The organism is Hydrophilobacter chitinilyticus, from assembly GCF_049860745.1.
GTDB lineage: Bacteria > Pseudomonadota > Gammaproteobacteria > Burkholderiales > Burkholderiaceae_C > Rhodoferax_B.
Genome location: NZ_CP187561.1, coordinates 3,547,392 through 3,570,779 on the forward strand (window position 1 = coordinate 3,547,392; position 23,388 = coordinate 3,570,779).

Consider the following 23,388-nt stretch of genomic DNA (forward strand, 5'->3'; position numbering starts at 1 on the left):
TCCAGAAGTGAAGTTGAAAATGCGGTAGCGGCTATGTTGGCAATTGTGATTGCGACAAGCCATCAAAGCCAAATTTGTTCATGCTGCCAAAGTTCGGCCCGGCCGGGTGCGGCGTGAAGCGGGTGCGGCAGTCCAGCACCGCAGGCAGGCCGGACGCCAGCGCGCGCGCCAAGGCGGGTGCCACGTCTTCAGGCTGCGTCACGGTCTCGCCAAAACAGCCAAAGCCGCGTGCTATTGCCCCGTAGTCGCTGCCCGCCAAACTGGTGGCAAACTCAAAGCCAAGTTGAGATTTTTGCCCCGCGCGGATGATGCCCCAGGCCTCGTTGTTGTGGATCAGCGTGACCACGGGCAAGCCGTAGCGACGGGCCGTGTCCAGTTCGTTCAGCGTGAAGCCAAACGAGCCGTCACCGGTGATGTTGAACACCGGCCGGCCAGGGTGTTGTGCCTGCAGCGCCAAGGCGTAAGGCAAACCAAAACCCAGGTGACTCATGCCGGGCTCATGAAAGCGTGTGCGTACGTTTTGCACGCGTGTGACGTCGTTGCTCCAGAAGCTGGTGTGGCCGCCGTCAAACACCGCCAACGCATCACTAGGCATGGCAGCGGCAATAGCGCGGGCCAGCACGGCCGGGTGCATCACCGGGTCGCCGTCTTGGCCCAATGCAGTCAGGCGGGCTTCGTAGTCCACACGCACGGCACGGGCGCTGGGCAGCCAGTTGGGGTCAACAGAAATTGACGCGCCGGTGGACAACGCGGCCAACAAATCTTGCACCGCCAAGCCCGCATCGGCTTGCATCGCCACAGTGTGCAGCGCCGGGTGGCCCAGCGCGCTGGGGTCGATGTTAATGTTGATGTGTTGGTGCTGTGGCCGTGTGAATGGGCCCTGCACATCCCACATCCACGACGAATAACGGCAGCCGATGCTCAGCACCACGTCCGCTTTGGCGAAGGCTTGGCGCACGGCATCGCCTGAGATCAAACCGCCTTGGCCAATGGCGTGCGGGCTGTCGCTGGGCACCACGCCCAAGGCCATTTGCGTGGGCACCACCGGCGCGCGCAGCAAGGCAGCCAGCGCACGCACGGCCTCTGCTGCGCCACTGGTGACCACGCCGCCGCCCGCCACGATCAACGGGCGCCGCGCCTGGCGCAACAGCGCTACTGCGTCTTGCACCAGCGCATCGGCCGGGCGCGGGCCCAAGGTGGCGCGGTAGCGCGTGGGCGGAACATCAAACTCGTCATCGGCAAACGTGCAGGTGGCCGACAACACGTCTTGTGGAATGTCCAGATGCACGGGCCCCGGGCGGCCGGATAAGGCTTCGCGGAAGGCGCGGCGCGCCAGCTCCGGAATGCGGCGCGGGTCGTGCACCACGGCGTTCCATTTGGTGATGGGCGCCAGCACGGCGCGTGTGTCCAAGTCCATGAACATGCCGCTGTGCGGGTAGGCGGCGGCGCGGTGCTGGTTGGTGGTGATGGCCAGCAACGGCAAGTTGTTGTTGAAAGCCACGCCCACGCCCGAGGCAAGGTTCAAACCGCCCGGCCCCATTTCACCCAAGGCCACGGCCATGCGGCCCGAGCCCGCGTGCACGGCGGCAGCCATCATGGGCCCGGCAGCTTCGTGGCGCACACCGATGAAGCGTATGCTTTGCTGTTGAGACAAGGCATGCATCAACGGCGCCAGCTTGCCACCCACAATGCCAAACGCAAAGGGCACGCCCTCGCCGGCCAACACTTTCACCAGCGCCTGGGCGCCTGTCATCTCCCCAGTCCGTTCCAGCACGAAATCAGTCCTCCGCAGTGAAACCGGTGGCGCGCACCAGCGGCGCCCAACGGTCGAAGTCGGCCTTCACCACACGCGCAAACTCTTCTGGCGTTTGGTGAAAAGGCTGCAAGCCAAAACCGGCCAACGCGGCCACGTAATCGGGCGCCTGCAGTGCTTCGCGCACCTGGGTGTTGAGCTGGCGCACAGTGTCTTGCGGCGTGCGCGCAGGCATAAACCAGCCCAGCCATTCCTGGATGGCAATGTCTTTGAAACCCTGCTCGGCCAGCGTGGGAACATCAGGCAAAAACGGTGAGCGCTGCGCGCTGGTCACGCCCAGCGAGCGCAGCTTGCCGGCCTTGATATACGACATCACTTCGCCAATGACGTTGAAGCTCACCGGCACCTGTCCGCCGAGCACGTCGTTCAGCAGCGGCGCGCCGCCACGGTAGGCCACACTGGTCATGTCGATGCCCGCGGCCTTTTGCAGCAGCATGCCGGCAAAGTGCAAGGCCGAACCAGCGGCGGGAATGCCGTAGTTGGCTTGTTTGGGGTTGGCGCGCGCCCACTTGATGTAGTCGGCCACGGTCTTCACTTCTGCGGGCACGCCGGGGCCAGCGGTGAAAGAGAACGCGTAGGTCACGGCCGAGGTCACAGGCACAAAATCGACCAGCGGGTCGTAGTTGAGCTTCTTGTAAATGTGCGGGTACAGCACCATCGGTGAACTCGGAATTTGCAGGATGGTCAGTCCATCGGGTGCGGCGCGTTTCACGTACTCCACAGCGATGCGGCCACCCGCGCCGGTGCGGTTATCGGCCAGCACGGCGTTGGCGTAGCGGCCGCGCAGTTTTTCGGCAATGGGCCGCGCCACGTTGTCGCCCATGCCCCCGGCCGGGAAGCCGGAAACGATGGTGGCATTGCCATTCAATAAGCTGGGTTGTGCTTGGGCCAGGCCCGGCAAGTTCAAACCACCCGCTGCAGACAGGCACACCCCGCCTCGCAGCACATCACGCCGATTCCACATGTCTTGTCTCCTGGTTGTTTTAAACAATCTGCCGCGATGTTAGGCACACCTATGGCAAACCGCCATGGACGAAAGAAACAGCGGCATGTAGATTTCCGGCATCCGCTTCATCTTTACGCTCTGCCGTTCCCAGACCATGGCCGCCTCCCCCTTGCTCGTTGTCCCGTTCTCTGAAGTCCAGCATTACCAGCCAGACGATTGCCTGCATTACGAGTCGATTGGTGTGCGCGGCCAAGAGCACCACTGGACGATTCCGGCGCACCGCCACGAAGGCCTGCACCAGTTCCAACTGCTGACGCAAGGCGCCATGCAGGGCACGTTGGACGGCGTGCAACACGTGCTGCGCGCACCCGTGGCGCTGCTGGTGGCCCCCGGCACGGTGCATGGTTTTGTGTATGAACCGCACAGCGCGGGCTGCCAGGTCACGGTGCCGAGCACAGCGTTGCGCCAGTTGACCGCACACGCGCCTGCGCTGGCGCAACGGCTGCAGCAAACGCTGGTGCTAGGCGGAGCTTCTGAGCCGGCAGACTTGTCAGCAGGCCAGCGCTTGTTTGACATGCTGGGCGATGAATTCCAGCAAACCCGCGTGGGCCGTGCCGAAGCGCTGCAGTCGTGGGTGTTGCTGCTCGCCTTGTGGTTTGTGCGGCACGAAGGTGCGGGTACGGAGGCGGCACCGCGCCAATCACAACGCGATGCCTTGCTTCAGCGTTACCTGGCCTTGGTGGAACACCACTTCAGGGTTTCGAAACCGCTGGGTTTCTACGCCGAAGCCTTAGGTGTAACCGCCGACCATTTGAGCCGCGTGTGCCGCAACCTCAGCGGCCAAAGCGCGCTCGAATTGCTACACGAACGCCAGGTGCTGGAAGCGCGCCGCCTGCTGGCCTACACCCAGGCTTCGGTCACCACCATTGCCGAGCAGTTGGGGTTTCAAGACACGGCCTACTTCAGCCGCTTCTTCAAAGCCGCACAAGGCTGTGCACCGTCAGATTACCGGCGCGGCGTGGTGGAAGGTTTGTTGGGCGTACCGCAACGCGAAGCCACCGACAAAGCGGCAGACACCCATGCATCTTGACCTGACCGACCTGCGGCTGTTTGTGCACGTGGTGGAGGCCGGCACCTTGACCGGCGGCGCGACGGCCACCCACATGACCCTGGCCTCGGCCAGCGAACGCATTCGCGGCATGGAAGACTCGCTGGGCACACCCCTGCTGGTGCGTGCGCCACGCGGCGTGTCGCCCACGCCCGCCGGCCACACCTTGCTGCAGCACGCGCGGCGCATGTTGCAGCAGTTGGCGCAGTTGCAGGGCGACATGGGCGACTACGGACATGGCATCAAGGGACATATCAAGCTGCTGTGCAACACCTCGGCTTTGAGTGAACACTTGCCTGAAGTGCTCGCCGATTTTTTGACGCAGCAGCCCGGCATCACTATCGACCTGGAAGAGCGCGCCAGTGTGGACATCGTCGATGCCTTGCGCCGCGAGGTGTGCGACATCGGCATCGTGTCGGACGCGGTGGATCTGGTGGGGCTGGAAACGCACGTGTTCCGCCCCGATCCGCTGGTGCTGGTGGTGCCACAAGACCATGCGCTGGCGCAACACAAAAGCATCAGCCTGGCCGATGTGCTGGACGAATCCTTTGTGGGCTTGACGGATGGCAGCGCCTTCCACGAACACATCGCCCAACAAGCGCGTCGCCTGGGCAAACGGCTGCACTACCGCATTCGCCTGGGCAACTTTGAATCGGTGTGCCGCATGGTGGGCCACGGCATTGGCGTGGGCATCGTGCCGCTGGCGGTCGCCAAGCGTTGTGGCCATGCGGCCGGGGTCAAGAGCCTTGTGTTGACCGATGCGTGGGCGCAGCGGCAATTGATGGTGTGTGTGCGGCAACTGAGCGCCCTGCCCGCGCATGCACAGCAGTTGGTGCAACAGCTTGTGCCGCAGAAACTTACAACAACGCAATCCCCTTCAAGCTCAAAAAGCAGCTCTCGCGCATGATGACCACGAAGTCGGCCAGATAACCTAGCCCGGCAGCGTCGCCGACCCTGGGGGCGCTGGCCGCGTACAACCGCCCCGTGAGACCCTGCGCGCCAATGGGGCGCGCGCTCACGTAGCCACGGTCCAGATAGCCTTGCACGGCCCACAGCGGCAGCGCACATAGGCCGCGCCCGCTGGCCACCAGTTGCAGCATGCCCACGGTCAGCTCGGTGGTGCGGCGCGCGGGACGCACGCCGGCGGGCTCCAGTACCTGGCGGATCACGTCGAGCATTTCGTCAGGCACCGGGTAGGTGATCAGCGTTTGGTCGGCAAAGTCGGCAGCGGTCAAAAACGCCTTGGCGGTGAGCGCGTGGTTGTTGGCCAGCAGTGCGCGAATCTCAAAGCTGAACAACGGGTGAAAGTCCACCGTCTCGGCCGGGTCGAGGTCGGAGACGATGGCGATGTCGGCACGGTCCTGGTGGATCAGCCCAATCGGGTCGGCGTGGAAGCCGGAGACGATGTCCAGCTCTACTTCGGGCCAGCGCTGGCGAAACGCATCCATCGCGGGCATCAGCCAGTCAAAACAGGTGTGGCATTCCACGGCGATGCGCAATTGGCCGCTGCGGCCCTGGGCCAGGCGCGTGATGTCGCGCTCGGCCTCGGCCACCTGGGGCAACAACTGGTCGGCCAGCGCCAGCAAGCGTTGCCCGGCAGCGCTGAACTGCGGCGGCACCGACTTACGCTCGAACAGCGCGGCGCCGTAGCGGTCTTCCAGCAGTTTGACCTGATGCGACAGCGCCGACTGTGTGAGGTTGAGCAGTTGCGCCGCACGCACTAGGCTGCCGGTGTCGCGCAGCGCGGCCAGGGTGCGCAGGTGGCGGATTTCCAGCGGCGATTGCGCAAAGCCTGGTCCAGTTGCCGGTTCAATCATTATTAATTTTCAAGTTGAAGAACAAAAACTTTCGTTTGAATAATAAACCAGCTTCCGCGACCATTCGGCCACTTTCAAACAGTGAACGGAATTCAACGTGACGACCCTTTCTTCAACCGTGCATTCGGTAAAACAAGTTCTCTCCCACACCCTGGGCTTTCCGCGCATGGGCGCGCACCGCGAACTGAAGTTCGCACTCGAAAGCTACTGGGCCGGTCGCAGCAGCGCCGAGGGGCTGGAGACCACAGGCGCCAAGTTGCGCGCCCAACACTGGGCCGAACAACGCGCGGCAGGGCTGGACTTTGTGACCGTGGGCGACTTCGCTTTTTACGACCACGTGGCCAACCACATGCAACTGCTGGGCTGCGAGCCCGCGCGTTTTGGCTTTACCGGCGCCGAGCCCGGCCTGGCTCGCTACTTCGCCATGGCGCGCGGCGTACAAGCCACTGCACACGATCAGCATGGTGAAGCCTGCGGCCATGGCTGCCAACACCACAACACTTCGGCCGGCGAACCCGCGCTGGAAATGACCAAGTGGTTCGACACCAACTACCACTACCTGGTGCCCGAGTTCACCGCGCAAACGCGCTTCCAGTTGCAAAGCGAACGTTTGTTTGAAGAAGTGGCCGAAGCCCAGCGTGCGGGCCATCCGGTCAAGGTTGTGCTGCTCGGCCCCTTGAGTTTTCTGTGGCTGGGCAAAGAGAAAGAGCTGGGCTTCAACCGCATCAACCTGTTGGACCAACTGCTGCCGGTGTATGCCCAAATCCTCGCACGCCTGAAGGCGCAGGGCGTCACCTGGGTGCAAATCGACGAGCCGATTATGGGTCTGGACTTGCCCGACCTGTGGCGCCACGCCTTCGAGCCCAGCTACTGGCAATTGGCACGCAGCGCACCGCAGTTGCTGCTGGCCACCTACTTCTCGCCACTGCAGGAAAACCTGCGCCTGGCGTGCCAGTTGCCCGTGGCCGGCTTGCATGTGGATGCCGTGCGTGCGCCCGACGAACTGGTGGGCGTGTGCGACTGGTTGCCCGCGCACAAGGTGCTGTCGATCGGCATGGTGGACGGCCGCAACATCTGGCGCACCGACCTGGACGCCGCACTCGAACGCCTGCGCCCCATCACCGAAAAGCACCGCGGCGCCTTGTGGATTGCGCCGTCGTGCTCTCTTTTGCACGTGCCTTACAGCCTGCGTGCTGAAGACAAACTGGATGCCGACATCCAATCGTGGCTGGCTTTCGCCGTTGAAAAGCTGGCCGAATTGCGTACGCTGAAAGCCGTGCTGAACGGCAATGAAGCAGACGTACAAGACGCGTTGCATCAAGCCCGCACGGCCTACGCCGCACGCCGCAACAGCCCGCGTGTGCACCGCGCCGAAGTGGGCCAGCGTCTGGCCAACCGCCAGCCCCTGGACGACCAACGCCACGCCCCGTTTGCCGAGCGCCAGTTGCTGCAACGCGCGCGCTTTCAACTGCCGCCTCTGCCCACCACCACCATAGGCTCGTTTCCGCAAACCGCCAACATCCGCGCCGCGCGGGCCGCTTTCAAGCGTGGCCAGCTCGATGCCGCGCACTACCAGGCCACCATGGAGGCAGAGATTGAGCTGGCCGTGCGCAAGCAGGAAAGCATTGGCCTGGACGTGCTGGTGCACGGTGAGGCCGAGCGCAATGACATGGTCGAATACTTTGGCGAACAGCTCGACGGTTTTGCCTTCACCACCAATGGCTGGGTACAAAGCTACGGTTCACGTTGTGTGAAGCCGCCGGTGATTTTTGGCGACGTGTCGCGCCCCAAGGCCATGACGGTGGACTGGACGCGCTTTGCGCAGAGCCTCACCACACGCCCCATGAAGGGCATGCTCACCGGCCCGGTGACCATTCTGCAATGGTCGTTTGTGCGCGACGACCAAGCGCGCAGCACCACCACCGAACAAATCGCTTGGGCCATACGCGACGAAGTGGTGGACCTGGAGCGCGCCCACATCGGCATCATCCAGATCGACGAGCCAGCCATCCGCGAAGGTTTGCCGCTGCGCCGTGCGGGCTGGAAGCCGTATCTGCAATGGGCCACACGCGCCTTCCGCATCAGCGCCAGTGGCGTGTTGAACACCACCCAAATCCACACCCACATGTGCTACAGCGAGTTCAACGACATCCTGCCCGAGATTGCGGCCATGGACGCCGATGTGATCACCATCGAGACCAGCCGCTCGGGCATGGAACTGTTGCGCGGCTTTGGCGACTTCAAATACCCCAACGAGATTGGCCCCGGCGTGTACGACATCCACTCGCCACGCGTGCCGGCGGTAGATGAAATGCGCCACTTGCTGCAAAAGGCCGCCAGCGTGATCCCGACCGCCAACCTGTGGATCAACCCTGACTGCGGCCTGAAGACGCGCGCCTGGCCCGAGACCGAAGCGGCGCTACGCAACATGGTGCACGCCGCACAGTTGGTGCGCGCCGAGTTAACCTAGCAGCGTAAAGGGCGACACCGCGCGAAGCGGTTCAGCCGAGCGATCCCAGCGCTTGCTCAGCGATCACTTTGGCGGCTTCTAGCGCGGCCTCTTCGCTGGCGTAAGGCCCGCCTGCTGGTTGCTCGATGTCGTCCACGTCCACCGTTTCCAGATCGATGGTATCGATCTCAAAGTGCTGCGTCTGGCGCAGCGTTACGGTGACCTCGTCACCGCTATCGAGCGTCACACTGCGCGAAAAGAATCTACCTGGAGTTGTGGTGACCATATGCATCGTCATGATTTTTTTGGAGGCCGAGTATCACCCAATTCGCGAGCAGGCTTCAAGACGATAGCAACCGGGTCTTTTTCATGTAAGTAAAGACCGCGTTTTGGCGGAACCATACCGCTTGCAGGGTTGTCGGACAGATGACTTTGAAGTCGCCAAACGTGCTTTTATGATTTGACGACACTGCCGTTCGCCTGCTCGCAAAACCGGAGACACCTATGTCCATCGAGATGCTTCAAGAGCTTACGAAAGAGCCATTGCCACGGGCCTTTATTGCACCCGAAGAAATCGACCAGATCATGCTTTGCAAAGCCATGGGCTATGTCGACGCACAACTTCCCCTGAACATCCGCGATGGCGGCCCTGCGCGCGTGCTGCGCATCCGCCCTGCGGGTTACCAGGCGCTGGCCATCTACTACCGCGAAAGCCAACGCGCAGATCTGTAAACGGCTACTGGCTGTTGTAGAGCGCATCTGTAAAGCGCAAGGCGTTTTGACCTACAGGGCCATCACGCCTTGGCTGATCGTGGGTGACTGCCAAAAAGCGGATAAACAAACTTCAGACTGGCCGGCACAGTGTCGACTGGCTGTACCTGAAGGAGATACACCCATGATTGCGAATCCTGTTATTTCGTCCGACAAGGTTGAAGGTACCAACGTCTACAACACCGCCGGCGACAAACTCGGCTCTATTGACGACCTGATGATCGACAAGCGTTCGGGTCTGGTGCGTTATGCCGCACTGGAGTTCGGTGGTTTTCTGGGCCTGGGTACCGACCGCTACCCCATTCCCTGGAGCCTTCTGAAGTACGACACCACGCTGGACGGCTACGTGGTGCCGATGGACAAGTCGCAGCTCGAAAATGCACCGCACTATGAGCCCACTGCAACGCCCGACTACACCGACGACTATGGCCGCAAGGTCTACGACCACTACGGCGTGAATTGGATGTAAAAACCGAAGTCCTCTTCGGCAATCAAGTCCAATGACTTTATTCGGCAGGAATATCTGGCTCCACCAACAACGCCAGTTGGGCCAGTGACTCCTGCCAGCCGAGGTAACACATCTCCACCGGAATGACGGATGGAATGCCTTCCTGCACCACCGATAAGTCGGTGCCACACAAGACCGGCTTCAACGTCACCGTGGTCACCATCTCACCCGGCAGATTAGGGTCGTCAAATCGGTCTGTGTAGCGGATCTTTTGCGATGGCACCAACTCTTTGTATTCGCCGCCAAATGAATGGCCCTGGCCTTTTGAAAAGTTGGTGAAGGACATCTTGAAGGTGCCGCCCACCTTGGCATCCATATGGTGGACCTTACAGGTGAAGCCATACGGCGGCAACCACTTGGCCATGGCATCGGCATCCAGAAACGCTTTGTAGACGCGTTCTGGCGGGGCTTTGAACACGCGGTGCAGTTGAACCGTTCCTGTCGTCATCGTCTCGCTCCTTTTTGAGTGGGGATACAGGCGCTCAACACGCCATTTGCCCCTTACTTTCAACGCGCTGTTCGCTTTTTGCAAGCGACAGTGTGTATCTTTAATCTGCGAGCGCGATTTCTGCCATGCGCACAGCGCCTGCCAGTGATCCGGCGCCGGCAATGAAGCGGCCGTTGTGGCAGAACACAGCATCAGCCACACCCGTGACCTCGGCCAGTTCGGCCAAACGCAAGCCGGCCCAGGCTTTGGGCAAGTCTTTGCGTGCTTGAAACGAATGCGGCTCTACCGTCACGACATGCACTTGGTATTGCTGCGCGCTGGAGTCGGGGTAGACCACATACAAGACTTCAGGCATCTCTTTGCTGATCACGTCGCGCCAAGGCAAACCACCACGCGGCATCAGCAGCACTTCGCCACCCAACAGCTTCTCGGCGCCGCGCACCAACTCAGCGCCTTGGTACTTGGCGCGCTGTTGGTTCAATGTGGCGTTGACCAAGGTGCTCATGACCTCCACAGCCTTGCGGAAGCTCGCCAGCGATTGCGCTTCGTCTTGCACTGCGTCGCCACGGCAGTCCCACGTGGTGTTGAACTGCGACATCAAGGCAGACAGGCCAAACAATCCGGGCGCACCGTGCGCCGCGCCGGTATCGGCACGGTCCAGATGCTGCACCAGCTCTTCGTCCAGTGCGTCGGCCACACTCTGCGCCAGTTTGGCATCACCCAGGCTGAAAGTCTTCTCCACCAGGGCCGCGCCGTAAGCTTTCCACACCAGCCCGGCGCTGGCGTAGACCACACCGCTGTCACGTGCTCCGGCAAAACCGCGCTGATGGTGGTCAAACCGGCCACGCGGCGCATCCCATTCGCCCCCCACATCGACAGCAAAGTCTGACTGGGCAATGACATCCATGTCGCGCGTGCGGATGAGTTGCGCGTCAGGGTGCAGCAACAACAGGACAGACACACCAAAAATATCGTCGGCGTGAAAAGAACCGTTGTGGGTGGAGATCACGACGGGGCGAGCAGAAACCGAGGGGGTGGGAGAAGTATTGTTCATTTGGGCTGAAGTTTAAGTCGTAGAGCAAGGCCAGGCCGGCCAACCCAAAACGTGCCCCGCGAACGCACTCACACGCCGGAGTATCTAGACGAACAGGAACAGCAGAAAGAGCCGCCGATGGAACGGAATCTCGGCACCGGGCCGTTTTGACTAGGTCTTGGCGTTACCAAGCCACCGTGACATGCAGCACATCCGCATAGCTGCCTGCGGGCATGGCGTTGGTCGACGTCTTGTTGACACGACCGTACACCGGCAATGTCAGAGGCGCGCCATTGCCGGGGAGCGCAACACCCAAGGGGGTTGCGGCCGCCGGGTAGGCCGTGGTCATGGCGGAATCGCTGTAAACCTCGTAGGGCAAGAAGCTGGCGCCAAGTTTCATGGCGCGAGAGCCTGTGCCGACCGCACCGCCCTGCCCCGCGTTGTTGCCGCCACTGACCGAAACAGTCAGCGAACTCACATCGGGTGAACAAACAACTTGGGTGGAGCCTGCCCCGCCTGCGCCTCCGCTGGCATCAGCCGCAATGGTGCCGCTGAAGGTGCTGGGCTGCGAGCCAAAGTTCAGGCTGCCAAAGTTGACGTTGGTACTGCCCAGACCGCTGGTGCCACTGATGGCGCAGCTCGACGTCAAGGTCATCTGAACATTCAACTGACCACCGGCGGACCCGCCCGCGTGGCTGGCCAAGCTAAACAAGCTGGCCGTCAAGCCCAGCGCGATCGAAAGAAAATACCGTTTGAACTGCATACACACCAATGACTAACGTTAAAGACGCTTACCCCATACCCCTGCGCTGAACATGCTCCACCGCAGTTGCATCGCCTCTGTTACGAAATCTGGATCGAATTGGATGCAATTTTCGCTCATTTAGCTGATTTGGTGTGGAAATGTAACGGTTTCAAAGGTTTCAGTCGTTTGTTGATCCTCCAAGCCTCTCGCGACTTGCCGGCGTTGTAAGCCAGCCTAATCGCGCAACAGGGTCACTGCCGGCGGTGTCCATGAACCGTCCATCACCGCTGTCTTGGGCCAATAGGTACGGATGTAGAGCGAGAAATCCTTGCCTTGCGGCGCAGGCAGCCAATTGGCGCGCTGCTCTGGGTTGCTGGGCGCTGCCGCTTGCACGTACACGGTCACAGAGCCATCGGGGTTGCGTTTCAAATCCTTGTTCTTGGTGCCGACAGAAAACCGTTTGATCTCGTTCGGCACAAAGAAATGTTCGGTGTCGTACAAGGTCAGAGACCAGAACCCGTTGACTGGCGGCGTGCCGCTGGCAAACGTCACGGCGTAACGCTGCGCACCATTGAGGCGCCCACCAGCGGCATCCAGGTCCTGGTAGAAGTAGGGCGATTCGTTGCCCTTGTTGATGAAAATATTCGACTTGGCCACGGCCGTGCGCGTGAAAAAGTCTGTGCCGAATGCAGCACCGTTCTTCACCGTGGTCCAGTTGTATGGCAAAGGAATGCCGAAGTTGCGGAATTCAAGCAGCGGTGCAATCAGCTCTTTCTCAGCCTTGTTCGCCTCATCAACGATGGCCGTCATCAGCTTAGGGTCCTGCCTCGCGGCTGCTACCAGTGCCAGCGCTTGTGCATAACGCGACTGCTCGCCCGTCAGCGGCGCAGCATCCTGTAGGACCACGGGCAGCTCTTCCCAGAACTTTTCGGGCACCACCTTGGGCGACTCGCCGCCCCCGGGTGGCGGCGAAGGCGCGGGGAATGACGGCGTCTTGCGCCAATCCCGCACCTTCATTTTGCCGTCGTACTTCGATAGGCCATACACGTCGATGCGATTGATGACGGCTTGTACCGCTTGCCGGTCCGCAGCCGTGTCGTCCATGTACACCCGGGGCACGATGAAGCCGGTTTGGGTCTTGGCGCGGAAGACTTGCTGGATGCCTTTGGGGATTGCGCCCTTCCAGTTCGGTCCGACCAAGAGATAAAACCCAGGCTTGGTCGCGTACATCGCCCCCATACTGGCGAAGCTGTCCGTGCGCAGATCAACGATTTGGTACACCCAGAATCGACCACCAAAATCGGGCACCTGCACAACCACCGGCTCGATATCTAACGCCAACGGGCCACCGCCGTAAACCACATCCTGGTTGGGGCAGGCGACGTCACGCTCAGTTGGCTCGACATAGTCGGTCAGCATGCTGAGCTGATTGGGTGGGGCGGCCGGCAAAGAGCCGCCCAGCCGACCGGGTTCCGTGAGGTCACGGAAACCAATCCGCCGGTTATAGACGTTGACCATCGGCCAAGCCCAGAAGTACACGTCGCGGGCCACCGCTCGGGCATAACTTTCGGTGATGCGCGTCCCTGCGACCGGTCCGGGTACGGCTTCTGCCGACAGCGGCTGGCCAGTTGGGACCGCCGACGACGACAAGGGCACGCTGAAGCCCATCGTGAGCATGCAGGCAAGAAAGACAGTCGTTCGATTGCGCATAAGGGCTTTCGTCTGTGGATGTCTATCAAAAACCACGCCGCATGGTGCGCAAGAAGCGCTGCACAAGCGGCGTGAAGCGGTCAGCCGCTCGTACCGAATCATCTGGAGGAGTGGGAATTTATTCTTTAAGAGGTCGCCGCGCAATCACTTCAAGAACGTTTGCGCCCAGAGCGCTCTGTAAAACCTCGCAGGTCGGCGCTTTAAGCTTTCTGGAATAAAGCGTATGCTTTTTATCCCGCCAACATGGGAGGTATGTGATGAAACGCATGAATGCCTTGGTCATGAGCGCCGTAGTCACCCTTGTGTGTATCACCGGATTTGTTCCGCAAGCGTCGGCTCAACAGATGAGCGACCAAGACATCAGCGATGCCTACATCTACCTTCTGGGCCGCCTGCATGTCACGCGCCAGCAGCAACTCGACTTTCAGGAGGGCTTTGTCTGGAACACGCTGACCCACCGCAAGCCTGGCGCGGTGGACTGGCCAAACCCCAACCTGGACGTGGCCTACTCTGAAGCCTGGGTGGCGGTGGATGAGTCGAGCTGCACCATCGTCACCGTGCCCGAGGTCAAGGGGCGTTACTTCACCGTGCAGTTCCTCAATGGCTGGGGTGAAACGCTGGCCAATATCAACGAACGCGTCTTCCCCCAAAAGGCTTACGGCGACTTCGCCATTTGCTACCGAGGCACCGACGTGCGGTTGCCCGCAGGCATCACCAGCCGCATCGACCTGCCCGTCAAATATGCACGCATTCTTTCGCGCGTCGCTCTCAGCGACGATTTTGATGGTGCCATCGCGTTGCAGCAGCAGTTCAAGCTCAGGGCCACCGGCACGCCCAAGCTGCCGAGCATCCCCAAGACACCCATTTTTGAGCTGGAAAAGCTTCCCGGTGCAGAAGCCTTTGACGCCACCGAGGCGGCACTCGACAGCGAGCCCGATCTCAACGCTGGCCTGGAGCGCTACCAACAAAATGCGCGCGCCATCGCCAAGGCGATCAAAGATCCGGCCGAGCGCTCGCGCGTGGACCAGGCGATTCGCAAAGTCGCGTTTGCTGACATCGCCAAAGCCGGCGCCATCATCGGCCACGGCAGCACGCGCAACGGCTGGGCAAGGCCGGGTGTTGTGGGCGAGTATGGTGTGGACTACCTCGCGCGGCTGCTGGTGAACCACGGTGGTATCTGGGCCAACATCAAACCCGAGGTGCTGTACTACCGAGGCGGCAACGATGCAACGGGCGCTGAGTTGAAGGGTGACAACGTCTACACCATGACCTTCCCGGCAGATGCTTTGCCGAGACGGTTCGCCAAGTATTTTTGGTCGGTGATTGCGGTCGACAGCGTACGTTTTCGCGTGCTGCCCAACCCGAAGAACCGCTTCCTGATCAACGAGCAAACCAAGCCGCAACTGGGGGCTGACGGCTCACTCACACTTTTTTTTGCCGCAGAAAAACCGGCCAACGCACCAGACGGTAACTGGCTGCCCACCCCTAAGGGAACGCTCTACCGTTTGACCCTGCGGTTCTACGGGCCGCTCGATGGCGTGTCCAACGGCACCTATTACCCGCCACCTTTGGTCAAGGTGAATTAACCCGCACGACCGGGTGGCCAAGCGCGGGAACGTCAAGCTTGTTCAAACGACTCTCTCACCTCACGGTCCATCACGCGCAAAATTCCGGCTTCCAGGCCGCAGTAAGCTGTCTCAAAAGCGGACGCAATGACTTCCTCGGTGATTTCGCTGTACTTCGGCTGGGTCTGCCGCAGAACTTCGGCGGCAATGGCTGCGGCACCGGTGATCAGGTCGTTTCGCATGTCTGCGCTCTCCTTGAAGGGTTATGTAAGAAGCTCTATCGTAAGCCGGAAGATGGTCACTTCGGGCTTTGCGCCGGGTCCGGAATGCAAAAACCGGGCAGACGGTGCGCAAACCCATCGAGCGTCAAGGGCCAGCAGTGTCCCCCTTGGCCGGCAACCAACGCAGCAATGTTGCATACAGCAACTCCGGGTTCACGGGTTTGGCAACATGGTCGTTCATACCAGCGTCCAGGCAGGCCTGGCGGTCGTCCAGGAAGGCGTTGGCCGTCATGGCGATGATCGGTAACGCGCCATTGGCAGCGCCGCCGCTGCCCCGGATCACGCGCGTAGCCTCCATACCGTCCATCAAAGGCATCTGCACGTCCATCAGCACCAGGTCATACCGTCTGGAGAGAACCAATTCAACGGCCTCCTTGCCGTCCTCTGCGGTCTCGACCTCCAGCCCTGCCATCTGCAGCAGATCCTGTGCGAGCTCCCGGTTCACAGGGTTGTCTTCGGCCAGCAAAATGCGTTGCCCTGCATGCTGCGCCTGCAGCAAAACCTCGGTACTGGAAGCTTGTGAAGCAGGCGCGAGGTCGGCATGCGGCTGTTTGCGCAGCAGCAGCATGAGCTGGTCGAGCAGCGCTGAGGCTTCGATTGGTTTGAGCATCACCGCATCGAACTTCGCTTCGCGCGCACGCCGCACCAGTGAATCCTGGTCGAAGGCGGTCACCAGAATGCTCGGCGGCATGCCATCGCCTATGCGTTGGCGCAATTGTTTCAACGTCTCGATGCCGTCCATGGGCTCCATCCGCCAGTCGATCAACAACACGTCGTAGGCGCGCCCCGCGGCCATTTCAGACTCGACGCGTCTCACCGCATCCATCCCGCTGCCATAAGCGTCCACCTTCAGCCCCATCTGGCGCAAGCGGTCGCTGATCACCACCTGCGCCTCGGGCAGATCGTCCACCAGCAGAGCCCGCAAACCAGCCAGGCTCACCGGCGCAGGCAAGCGGTTCGGCACCTGAGCAGCACGCGTGAGCCAGACGGTGAACCAGAACATGCTGCCGGCCCCCAGCGAACTTTGCACACCGGCGTCGCCCCCCATGGTGCGAGCCAACTGGCGCGACAGGGCCAAGCCCAGGCCGGTACCGCCATGGCGCCGAGACGACGAGTTGTCGCCCTGCTCGAAGGCGCTGAACAGCAGGCGCTGGCGCTCTTCATCGATGCCCGGCCCGGTGTCCTGCACCTCAAAACGCAACTGCACGCGCGCGCCCTCCTCGGCGATCACCTGGCCGCGCAGCCGAACCCACCCGCGCTCGGTGAACTTGACCGCATTGGCCAGCAGGTTGATCAAAATCTGCGACAGCCGCGTCGGGTCGCCGCGCAGTCGGTTGGGCAGATGGTCCTGGTCGAGGATCATCTCCAAACCTTTGTCGCGGCCCTGCGCGGACACGAGTTCGGTGGCACTGGTCAATAGCTCGTCGAGCGAAAAGTCCCGGTCGTCCAGCGTGAGTTTGCCGGCTTCGATTTTGGAAATGTCGAGGATGTCGTTGATGATTTGCAGCAGGTGCTGCGCAGCGTTGCTGACCTTGTCGAGCCGGTCACGCTGCATGGCGTCGCGGGTTTCGCGCGTCATCAGGTGCGTCAGTCCGATGATGGCATTCATCGGCGTGCGGATCTCGTGGCTCATGTTGGCCAGGAAGGCCGACTTGGCCCGGCTGGCCGCGTCTGATTCAAGGCGCGCCTGCTCCAGCGCGGCATTGCTTTCGCTGAGTTCCAGCGTGCGCTCCTGTACGCGCCGCTCCAGCGTCACAGCCATGCTGCGTAGCTCATCGGCCGCAGCCTTGCGCTCGGTGATGTCGGTTGAAACCCCCAGCAGGATGGTGGACTTGCCATCCATCGACATGATCGGGCGCTTGACCGTCGACACCCATCGCGTTTCGCCTTGGGCATTGCGCACGCGCTGTTCAGGGATCACCAGTTCCTGGCCGCTTTCAATGACCTGGCGGTCGGTTTCCTGGAACTGGCGCACCAGCTCTTCGTCGGGGTTGAATTCAGACTCCACGTGCCCCACGATCTGCTCGACTTCAAGGCCATAGGCCTCGGCCATCGCCGCATTGGCCAAGACAAAGCGGCCACTGAAGTCCTTCGCAAAGATGCGGTTGCGGTTCAGGTCGATCACCCGGCGCAAGAACGATTGCTGCACTTCAAGCTCGGCGGTGCGCGCCAGCACGCGGTCTTCAAGCTCTGCATTCAGGCGCTGCAATCGGTCCTCGGCCTCTCCACGGGCCATCACTTCCTGGCGGATATTGCGAAACAGCCGAACAAATACGACAGACAGCAAAGCCAGCGTTCCCAGCAGCACGCCCAACATCCAATGCCGTTGCGATTGCGCACGCTGCAGCCGCAGGTTGAGCAAGGCTTCTTCGGCGTCGTCCATCTGCTCCACAAGGGCATGGATTTTGGCCATCAGACGATTGCTGGCTTCGGCACGCAGTGCCCGCTGCGCAGCCGGGCCTCCTTCGGCCTGAAAGACCTGGCTCACGGCCTCAAGCGCTTTGAGACGGCTGTCCACCAGATCTGTCAATTGCCGCTGCAGCTCACGCTGTGAGACGTTGTCGGCAATCAGCTTCGCCAGGTTGTCCAGATGCGCCCGCGCCGCTTCCGCACGCACATTGAAGTCGTTGGCAAATTGAGCCTCGTTGGTCAACATCTGGTTGCGCCGCGCCAGCTCGGTATCGACCAGCGCACCATAGACTCGGCTCAGTTCAGCGCGCACCTCCTGGGTGTGGGCTACGAGCTGCGCGGTTTCGGCAAAGTTCTCGTTGGCACGGTAGGTAAGTCCGCCCCCGACAAACACAAACAATGCGGTCGGAATGAAACCGCCCAGCACCAATGTTTCGAGCCGGCTGCGCGCCCGCGCATTGACACCGTTTGACGACGCATCAGCCTCCAGATAGATAGCTACCCCAAGCAAGATGAAACACAAGGCGGTATTCACCGCCACGGGAGGCACCACGCGGTCGGTAACGATCTGGCTCACGTTCCACAAGTAACCCAGAAAGGACACCACACCGATGACCACCACCAGGCCGGACGCTGTACGCGTCAACCGCACCATTTGGCGGTACGGCAACGCAACCAGTGCCACGCCGAGCATGACAAACGCAAAAGCACTGTAGGGTGACATGCGCCCACGCGCGACGTTGAAGGCGGCCGCAGTGTCCAGAAACAGAAACTCATCGACCCCAGCGTTCCAGCCAAAAGCGTATTGGGCCAGCGTCAACAACCCAAGCACAGCCACTGCCGCAGAGAGAAAAGCCGCCCATGGGCTATACCATGTACCGCCATCTCCTGCGCTGGAGCGCCGTAGCCGCATCAGGCCCAGCGCGGCGGCACTTGCCACCAAGCCCACCGCAGTGTTGGCCTTCATTTCCACCGCGCCCGGAATCACACTGCGCAACAGTGGCACGCTGAGGGCCCAGCCACAGAGAACGGCCATGCCAACCGCCATCACCAAGATACACACGCCCCACGTCAACCCATACTGCTTGCCGCCGGTGGGCAAGATTTCACTGCTCGGGCTGGCAATAGGTTTCCTTTGCGGCATGGCGGAAAGATCTCCCTTGGCGTTGTGATGTCAGCAGAGTAGAGCATTATTTCGGCCCATGTGGCTACAAAATTTCTTCGGGTCTACCCCCTAGATCCCAAGCCCAATGAATCAACTGATCACATACGACCGTGTGGTGGCGCCGTACCGCCCTGGCGCGCTGTCCTACGAGCAAAACGGAAGCCGCCTACAGCCCTGTCACCGCACTTTACAAAGAATGGCAAGCATCAAGCTTTGTCGTCGGCGCCATTCTTCAGAGAAACTCCGACGGTCTGGCATTGTCAAAACCACCGGCATCCATCGCATTTTTTCCAGATTGAGCGAATGATTTCCTATCTATACGTTGAAGATGACGACGACATCCGAGAAGGTGTGGCCTCGGTGATGGAGGCCGCGCACCGCGATATCGTTGCGGTAGAACATGCAGAAGCGGCGCTCGCTTTGAACGAATCGAAACGCTTCGATGTGCTGGTGACCGATGTGAGCCTTCCTGGCATGTCGGGCACAGACTTGGCCCGCGTGTGGCTGCAACATGACGATCGCCGCCACGTGCTGCTACTGTCCGGCTATGAATTTCGGCATGGGCTGGGCACCATTGGCCCAAATGTCAGAGCGTTGCTGAAAAGCAGCGACCCCGAAGAACTCGAGGCCATGCTGCTCAGCATTGAAGAGGCCCTGCCAGCAGCCTCCGCTTGACGCGGAGCCTTTGGCCATTTGGCCATTTGGCCATTCGGCTCAAGTATTAACAGAGCGCGATGGCCCTGACATCAGCGACTTGATGGCCGCCAGCAGCTTTTGCGGCTGAAGCGGTTTGGCCAAATGAAAGTCAAATCCGGCTTCCATGGCCGACTGCCGGTCGGCCTCGCGTCCAAAGGCAGTCAGGGCAATTGCCGGCACGGTAGAGAAGCTCGCGCGTGCAGCACGCACGTAACGCATCAAGGCGTAGCCGTCTTTGCCTGGAAGTCCGATGTCACTGACGATGACATCGGCGCCAAGCGCATCCAGAGAGGCCACTGCGGCATCAAAATCCCCCGCCATGGCAACCGTTGCGCCGCGTTCCTGCAGAATCAACGCCAGTAGATCCGCAGCTTCCTTGTCGTCTTCGACCACCAGGATACGGGTGCCCTTGAGTTCATCCATGCCATCGCCCAAGGCCGCCCATCCAGAATCCTGTTTAGGCGAGTCCTCTTCGGTCACCTGGCCTTGTGGCAGCGTGACCTTGACGGTGGTGCCCTGCCCCAAGCCCGGGCTTGAGACCTTGATGTCGCCGCCGTGCAGATCGACCAGATGCTTGACGATCGACATCCCCAGGCCCAAGCCACCGGCAGAGCGGCTCCCAGGCGTAGCGGCCTGGGTGAACTTCTCGAAAATGCGTTCCAGAAAGCTGGCTTCAATCCCTTTTCCATGGTCGCGCACCGTCAGCAGCAAGTGCCCGTCCTCGATCACAAGACTCACATCCAAGGCTCCGCCTTCGTTGGAAAACTTGATGGCGTTGTTCAGAATGTTCCAGAAAATCTGCTGAAACCGCGCAGGGTCCACCAAGGCCTTGAAGCCGTGGGTCTGCAGGTCGACGTTCAACGTCAACTGTTTCGCGTCAATCAAGGCCTTCAGCGAATCGAGCGAAGACGAAATGAGCGCCCCGGGTTCAACCCATTCACGCTCCAGTGTCAGCTTGCCGGAGTTGATGCGCGAGACGTCGAGAATGTCACTGATGATGCGTGCCTGGGTGCTGGCGTTGCGCTTGATCGCATCCAGGCTTTTGGCGTATTCGGCCGGCGGCGATTTGCGCAGCAACTGATGCACGTTCATCATGATCGCGCTCAGCGGGTTGCGCAGTTCGTGTGACAGCACCGCCACGAAGTCGTCCTTGGAACGGTTGTAGCGCTCAGCCGTGGCGCGTGCCGCCTGCTCGCGCTCCAAAAGCTGCTTGCGTTCTTGCTCTAGCTGAATGCGGTTCGAGACATTCGACACTGCCGCAACACGAAGCTCTCCGCTAGCACCGGCCGCCATGCTCCACTCCAGGTGCAGCAGCCCACCTTTGGCATCCAGAAAAACCACCTCTTCGCGCCAAAGCGCCGGGCCGCTTTGCGCCGTGCTGATGGATTGGATGCGCGCTTCATGGCCAGGGGCCGAAAAATCGGCCACGGGGCGGCCCAACACTTCGCTCGCGTCTCGGCCCATCATCTCCAGCAAGGCGGGGTTCGCGTCGACAAAGCGTCCATCATCATCGATCAACGCAATGCCGCTTTGGGCTTGCTCGTAGATGGAACGAAATTTGGCTTCGCTCTGGTGCACCCGCTCTTCGGCCAGCCGCGCTCGCACCAGCGCCTGGATGGTGGCCACCAGCATGGCCGGCTCAGCCGGGTGTGTGAGATAGGCGTCGGCGCCCGCGTTCAGCCCGGCGACCTTATCGGTATCAGAGATGAACGCAGCCGACAAGTGCACGATGGGCAGTGAGGTCGTGACTTCACGTGCACGGATCAATCGGCAAACCTCAAACCCGCCGATGTCGGGCAAATGCACGTCGAGCACGATGGCCGAGATGTCGCCTAGCGACATCTCCAGCGCTTGCTGGCCCGTGCCCGCTTCCAGGGTCTGAAACCCGGCCGCGCGCAAGGCACGGGCGGTGGCGTAACAAGTGGCTGGATTGTCGTCCACCACCAGCACGGTGTGTTTGGACCTGTCGATGCTGACGTTGAGTCCGGCGGTGACGGAAGGCATGGGATTCAGGAAGAAAGGTTTTCAGCCGACGATGGCGCGTCTTTCAGTGCCACGCGGATGGGGATCGTGACATAGAAAGTCGAGCCTTTCAGGGTTTCGCTCGCCAACGAGACATCGCCACCCAGCAACTCAGCCAAGCGCTTGCTCAGCGATAACCCCAAGCCCGTGCCGCGCAGGCGCTTCTGGATGGGAGAGTCGATCTGCGAATAGTCTTGAAAGATGGCGTGGTGAAACTCGGGGGCTATGCCGATACCGGTGTCTGAAACGGCAAATTGCACCTTCTCATCGGCCACCCGTTTGGCGCTGACGCGGATTTCGCCGCGCTGCGTGAACTTCAACGCGTTGCTGATGAAGTTACGCAGAATCTGCGCCAGCTTGCGGTCGTCAGAGAACAGCTTGGGCACGTCCACCGGCTCTTCAAAAATCAGTACCACGTCGGGATTGGTGATCACCGGCTTGAACATGCCGCGCAGTGCCGAAAACACATCCACCATTTCAAACCACGCTGGCGACACTTCGATGCGGCCGGCCTCCACCTTGGCCAGGTCCAGCAGATCGTTCACCATGTCGGCAAACTCTGCCGAGGTGGCCTGGATGAAACGCACCTGTTTTTCTTGCTCTTCGGTCAACGGGCCGTCCACCTTATCTTGCAGAATGCGCGCGATGCTTTGGATGGCCCCAATGGGCGTTCGAAACTCGTGGCTCATATAGGCCAGGAAACGGCTTTTAAGTTCAGTCGCTTGCCGCAGGTTGTCGGCTTGTGCGTCGAGCTCGGCGTACAGCGCCAACACGCCACGGTTGGTTTCTTCCAGCTCCGCACGCAAGGCCTCCACCTCTGATTCAGCAGCGGCCAGCGCCTGCACCAGCGCGTTGCCTTCAAGCACAGGCTTGTCGGTTGCGGCTGCAGGGTCAAGTCCGGTCAAGTCGTCCATTCAGGTCTTTCAATCGTCTCGGCGCAATACGAGTACGGTGACATCGTCTCGTCCACGGACATAGTCCCGCACCAGCACCGCAGCAGCCAAACTCGGGTCGCGCCCGACCAGTGCCGCAATGGCTTCTGGGGGCCAGCGCGACTGCAGGCCATCACTGTGGCACACCACCACAGCATGCGCGGGCCAATCGTGCCGGGTTTCTTCCACGCGCCGCATTTGCACACCCACCGTGCCATTTTGGACAAGGACCGTACGATTGAAAACCCCGCTCATGACGCGGATCATCACGTTCCCGGCTCCGGCAATCAACAGCGTACCGGCCTCGGCATCCAACTGCGCCCGCGTGATGGCGGCGCCGCGTGTCATTCTTAAAACCGTGTGGGCTTCTTCGAGTGCACTCTTCATTTCCGCAAACGGCTGCTTGGCAAACAGGTCTACGGCCGCATGAGCGGCTTCCGCCGCATGTTCGCCGTGACCCAGTCCATCGGCAACCAGCATTGCGGCCTGCGGTCCATCGAAAGCCACGGCCCAGTTGTCGCCGCATACCACTTCACCCGGCGCAGGCAGCGCCACCACCCCCAGCTTGAACGCACCGCGCTTCTGCACGCTAGGGCGGAAGCGCGCCAGCACCACCGTGCCCGTCGCGACATCGGAATGGATGTCGAAATCGGTGGCCAGCCGTTGCACCGCGCCCAGCCCGGTACCGGGCGAGCCACCGGTCGAGAAACCATCACGCATGGCCAACGGCAAGTCGCGAATGCCCGGGCCGTCGTCCACCGACAGCACCTCAAGTTCAGGCACGGCACCAGCGCGCGTGGCAACCCACAACTGGCCCCGGCCCGCATGCTTGCACAGGTTGCTACCCAGTTCGTTGACCACAATCGCGGCTTGACCGGCCAGCACTTCATCAAACCCAAGCTCGCGGCAAAGGTCGGCCACATACCGGCGCACCTCGCCCACGCGGCTCGGATCGTCCACTGGAAACGCT

At 61.2% G+C, this 23,388-nt stretch carries 20 protein-coding genes; 7 read left to right on the plus strand and 13 right to left on the minus strand.

Going from position 1 to position 23,388, the window contains the following annotated elements; translation table 11 throughout:
• Window positions 1-31: 31 nt before the first annotated feature.
• Both ACPWMG_RS15760 and ACPWMG_RS15765 read right to left on the minus strand, forming a co-directional pair.
• Window positions 32-1,774, minus strand: coding sequence for a thiamine pyrophosphate-binding protein (locus ACPWMG_RS15760; RefSeq protein ID WP_483300423.1), 1,743 nt, complete (start codon window positions 1,772-1,774; stop codon window positions 32-34).
• A 4-nt stretch (window positions 1,775-1,778) separates the two neighbouring features.
• Window positions 1,779-2,777, minus strand: coding sequence for a Bug family tripartite tricarboxylate transporter substrate binding protein (locus tag ACPWMG_RS15765; protein ID WP_483300424.1), 999 nt, complete (start codon window positions 2,775-2,777; stop codon window positions 1,779-1,781).
• Between the two features lie 136 nt (window positions 2,778-2,913).
• On the opposite strand from ACPWMG_RS15765, the gene ACPWMG_RS15770 reads away from it, so the two are divergent.
• Both ACPWMG_RS15770 and ACPWMG_RS15775 read left to right on the plus strand, forming a co-directional pair.
• Window positions 2,914-3,849 (plus strand): helix-turn-helix domain-containing protein, encoded by a 936-nt coding sequence (locus tag ACPWMG_RS15770; protein WP_483300425.1) that lies wholly within the window; start codon window positions 2,914-2,916, stop codon window positions 3,847-3,849.
• Complete coding sequence (locus ACPWMG_RS15775; protein WP_483300426.1) at window positions 3,839-4,774, plus strand: LysR substrate-binding domain-containing protein; 936 nt, start codon at window positions 3,839-3,841, stop codon at window positions 4,772-4,774. The genes ACPWMG_RS15770 and ACPWMG_RS15775 overlap by 11 nt, the downstream gene beginning before the upstream one ends.
• Here the strand turns inward: ACPWMG_RS15775 and ACPWMG_RS15780 are convergent.
• Window positions 4,725-5,684 carry a LysR family transcriptional regulator gene (locus ACPWMG_RS15780; protein ID WP_483300427.1) on the minus strand — a complete coding sequence of 320 codons (960 nt, stop codon included), beginning with the start codon at window positions 5,682-5,684 and terminating at the stop codon, window positions 4,725-4,727. The genes ACPWMG_RS15775 and ACPWMG_RS15780 overlap by 50 nt on opposite strands.
• Before the next feature lie 166 nt (window positions 5,685-5,850).
• Here ACPWMG_RS15780 and metE point away from each other — a divergent pair, with 166 nt between their 5' ends.
• Window positions 5,851-8,154 (plus strand): 5-methyltetrahydropteroyltriglutamate--homocysteine S-methyltransferase, encoded by a 2,304-nt coding sequence (metE, locus tag ACPWMG_RS15785; protein ID WP_483305270.1) that lies wholly within the window; start codon window positions 5,851-5,853, stop codon window positions 8,152-8,154.
• 31 nt (window positions 8,155-8,185) lie between these two features.
• Here metE and ACPWMG_RS15790 read toward each other — a convergent pair whose 3' ends face one another.
• Complete coding sequence (locus ACPWMG_RS15790; protein ID WP_483300428.1) at window positions 8,186-8,431, minus strand: hypothetical protein; 246 nt, start codon at window positions 8,429-8,431, stop codon at window positions 8,186-8,188.
• Between the two features lie 206 nt (window positions 8,432-8,637).
• On the opposite strand from ACPWMG_RS15790, the gene ACPWMG_RS15795 reads away from it, so the two are divergent.
• Both ACPWMG_RS15795 and ACPWMG_RS15800 read left to right on the plus strand, forming a co-directional pair.
• Window positions 8,638-8,865 (plus strand): hypothetical protein, encoded by a 228-nt coding sequence (locus ACPWMG_RS15795; protein WP_483300429.1) that lies wholly within the window; start codon window positions 8,638-8,640, stop codon window positions 8,863-8,865.
• Window positions 8,866-9,028: 163 nt separating this feature from the next.
• Window positions 9,029-9,373 (plus strand): PRC-barrel domain-containing protein, encoded by a 345-nt coding sequence (locus tag ACPWMG_RS15800; protein ID WP_483300430.1) that lies wholly within the window; start codon window positions 9,029-9,031, stop codon window positions 9,371-9,373.
• Between the two features lie 37 nt (window positions 9,374-9,410).
• On the opposite strand, the gene ACPWMG_RS15805 is transcribed toward ACPWMG_RS15800, so the two are convergent.
• The 4 genes from ACPWMG_RS15805 to ACPWMG_RS15820 form a co-directional block, all read right to left on the minus strand.
• The gene (locus tag ACPWMG_RS15805; RefSeq protein ID WP_483300431.1) at window positions 9,411-9,860 is read right to left on the minus strand and encodes an SRPBCC family protein; all 450 of its coding nucleotides are present in this window, start codon (window positions 9,858-9,860) and stop codon (window positions 9,411-9,413) included.
• Between the two features lie 100 nt (window positions 9,861-9,960).
• Complete coding sequence (locus tag ACPWMG_RS15810; protein WP_483300432.1) at window positions 9,961-10,914, minus strand: MYG1 family protein; 954 nt, start codon at window positions 10,912-10,914, stop codon at window positions 9,961-9,963.
• A 163-nt stretch (window positions 10,915-11,077) separates the two neighbouring features.
• Window positions 11,078-11,656: a Csu type fimbrial protein gene (locus ACPWMG_RS15815; protein ID WP_483300433.1), complete on the minus strand. Its 579-nt coding sequence runs from the start codon at window positions 11,654-11,656 to the stop codon at window positions 11,078-11,080.
• A gap of 216 nt (window positions 11,657-11,872) precedes the next feature.
• Window positions 11,873-13,315, minus strand: a complete 1,443-nt coding sequence (locus ACPWMG_RS15820; RefSeq protein WP_483300434.1) for a DUF1214 domain-containing protein — start codon at window positions 13,313-13,315, stop codon at window positions 11,873-11,875.
• A 290-nt stretch (window positions 13,316-13,605) separates the two neighbouring features.
• On the opposite strand from ACPWMG_RS15820, the gene ACPWMG_RS15825 reads away from it, so the two are divergent.
• A complete protein-coding gene (locus ACPWMG_RS15825) occupies window positions 13,606-14,934 on the plus strand; it encodes a DUF1214 domain-containing protein (protein WP_483300435.1) in 1,329 nt (442 codons plus the stop codon).
• Between the two features lie 32 nt (window positions 14,935-14,966).
• On the opposite strand, the gene ACPWMG_RS15830 is transcribed toward ACPWMG_RS15825, so the two are convergent.
• Window positions 14,967-15,155: a hypothetical protein gene (locus ACPWMG_RS15830; protein ID WP_483300436.1), complete on the minus strand. Its 189-nt coding sequence runs from the start codon at window positions 15,153-15,155 to the stop codon at window positions 14,967-14,969.
• A gap of 124 nt (window positions 15,156-15,279) precedes the next feature.
• Complete coding sequence (locus ACPWMG_RS15835) at window positions 15,280-18,747, minus strand: hybrid sensor histidine kinase/response regulator (protein ID WP_483300437.1); 3,468 nt, start codon at window positions 18,745-18,747, stop codon at window positions 15,280-15,282.
• A gap of 324 nt (window positions 18,748-19,071) precedes the next feature.
• Here ACPWMG_RS15835 and ACPWMG_RS15840 point away from each other — a divergent pair, with 324 nt between their 5' ends.
• Window positions 19,072-19,443 carry a response regulator gene (locus ACPWMG_RS15840; protein ID WP_483300438.1) on the plus strand — a complete coding sequence of 124 codons (372 nt, stop codon included), beginning with the start codon at window positions 19,072-19,074 and terminating at the stop codon, window positions 19,441-19,443.
• Window positions 19,444-19,482: 39 nt separating this feature from the next.
• Here ACPWMG_RS15840 and ACPWMG_RS15845 read toward each other — a convergent pair whose 3' ends face one another.
• Genes ACPWMG_RS15845 through ACPWMG_RS15855 form a run of 3 tightly spaced genes read right to left on the minus strand, consistent with a single transcriptional unit; the run spans window position 19,483 to window position 23,378 of the window.
• Window positions 19,483-21,468 carry a hybrid sensor histidine kinase/response regulator gene (locus ACPWMG_RS15845; RefSeq protein ID WP_483300439.1) on the minus strand — a complete coding sequence of 662 codons (1,986 nt, stop codon included), beginning with the start codon at window positions 21,466-21,468 and terminating at the stop codon, window positions 19,483-19,485.
• A 5-nt stretch (window positions 21,469-21,473) separates the two neighbouring features.
• The gene (locus tag ACPWMG_RS15850; RefSeq protein WP_483300440.1) at window positions 21,474-22,400 is read right to left on the minus strand and encodes a sensor histidine kinase; all 927 of its coding nucleotides are present in this window, start codon (window positions 22,398-22,400) and stop codon (window positions 21,474-21,476) included.
• 9 nt (window positions 22,401-22,409) lie between these two features.
• On the minus strand, window positions 22,410-23,378 hold the full coding sequence (locus ACPWMG_RS15855; RefSeq protein ID WP_483300441.1) for an anti-sigma regulatory factor: 969 nt from the start codon (window positions 23,376-23,378) through the stop codon (window positions 22,410-22,412).
• Window positions 23,379-23,388 lie beyond the last annotated feature (10 nt).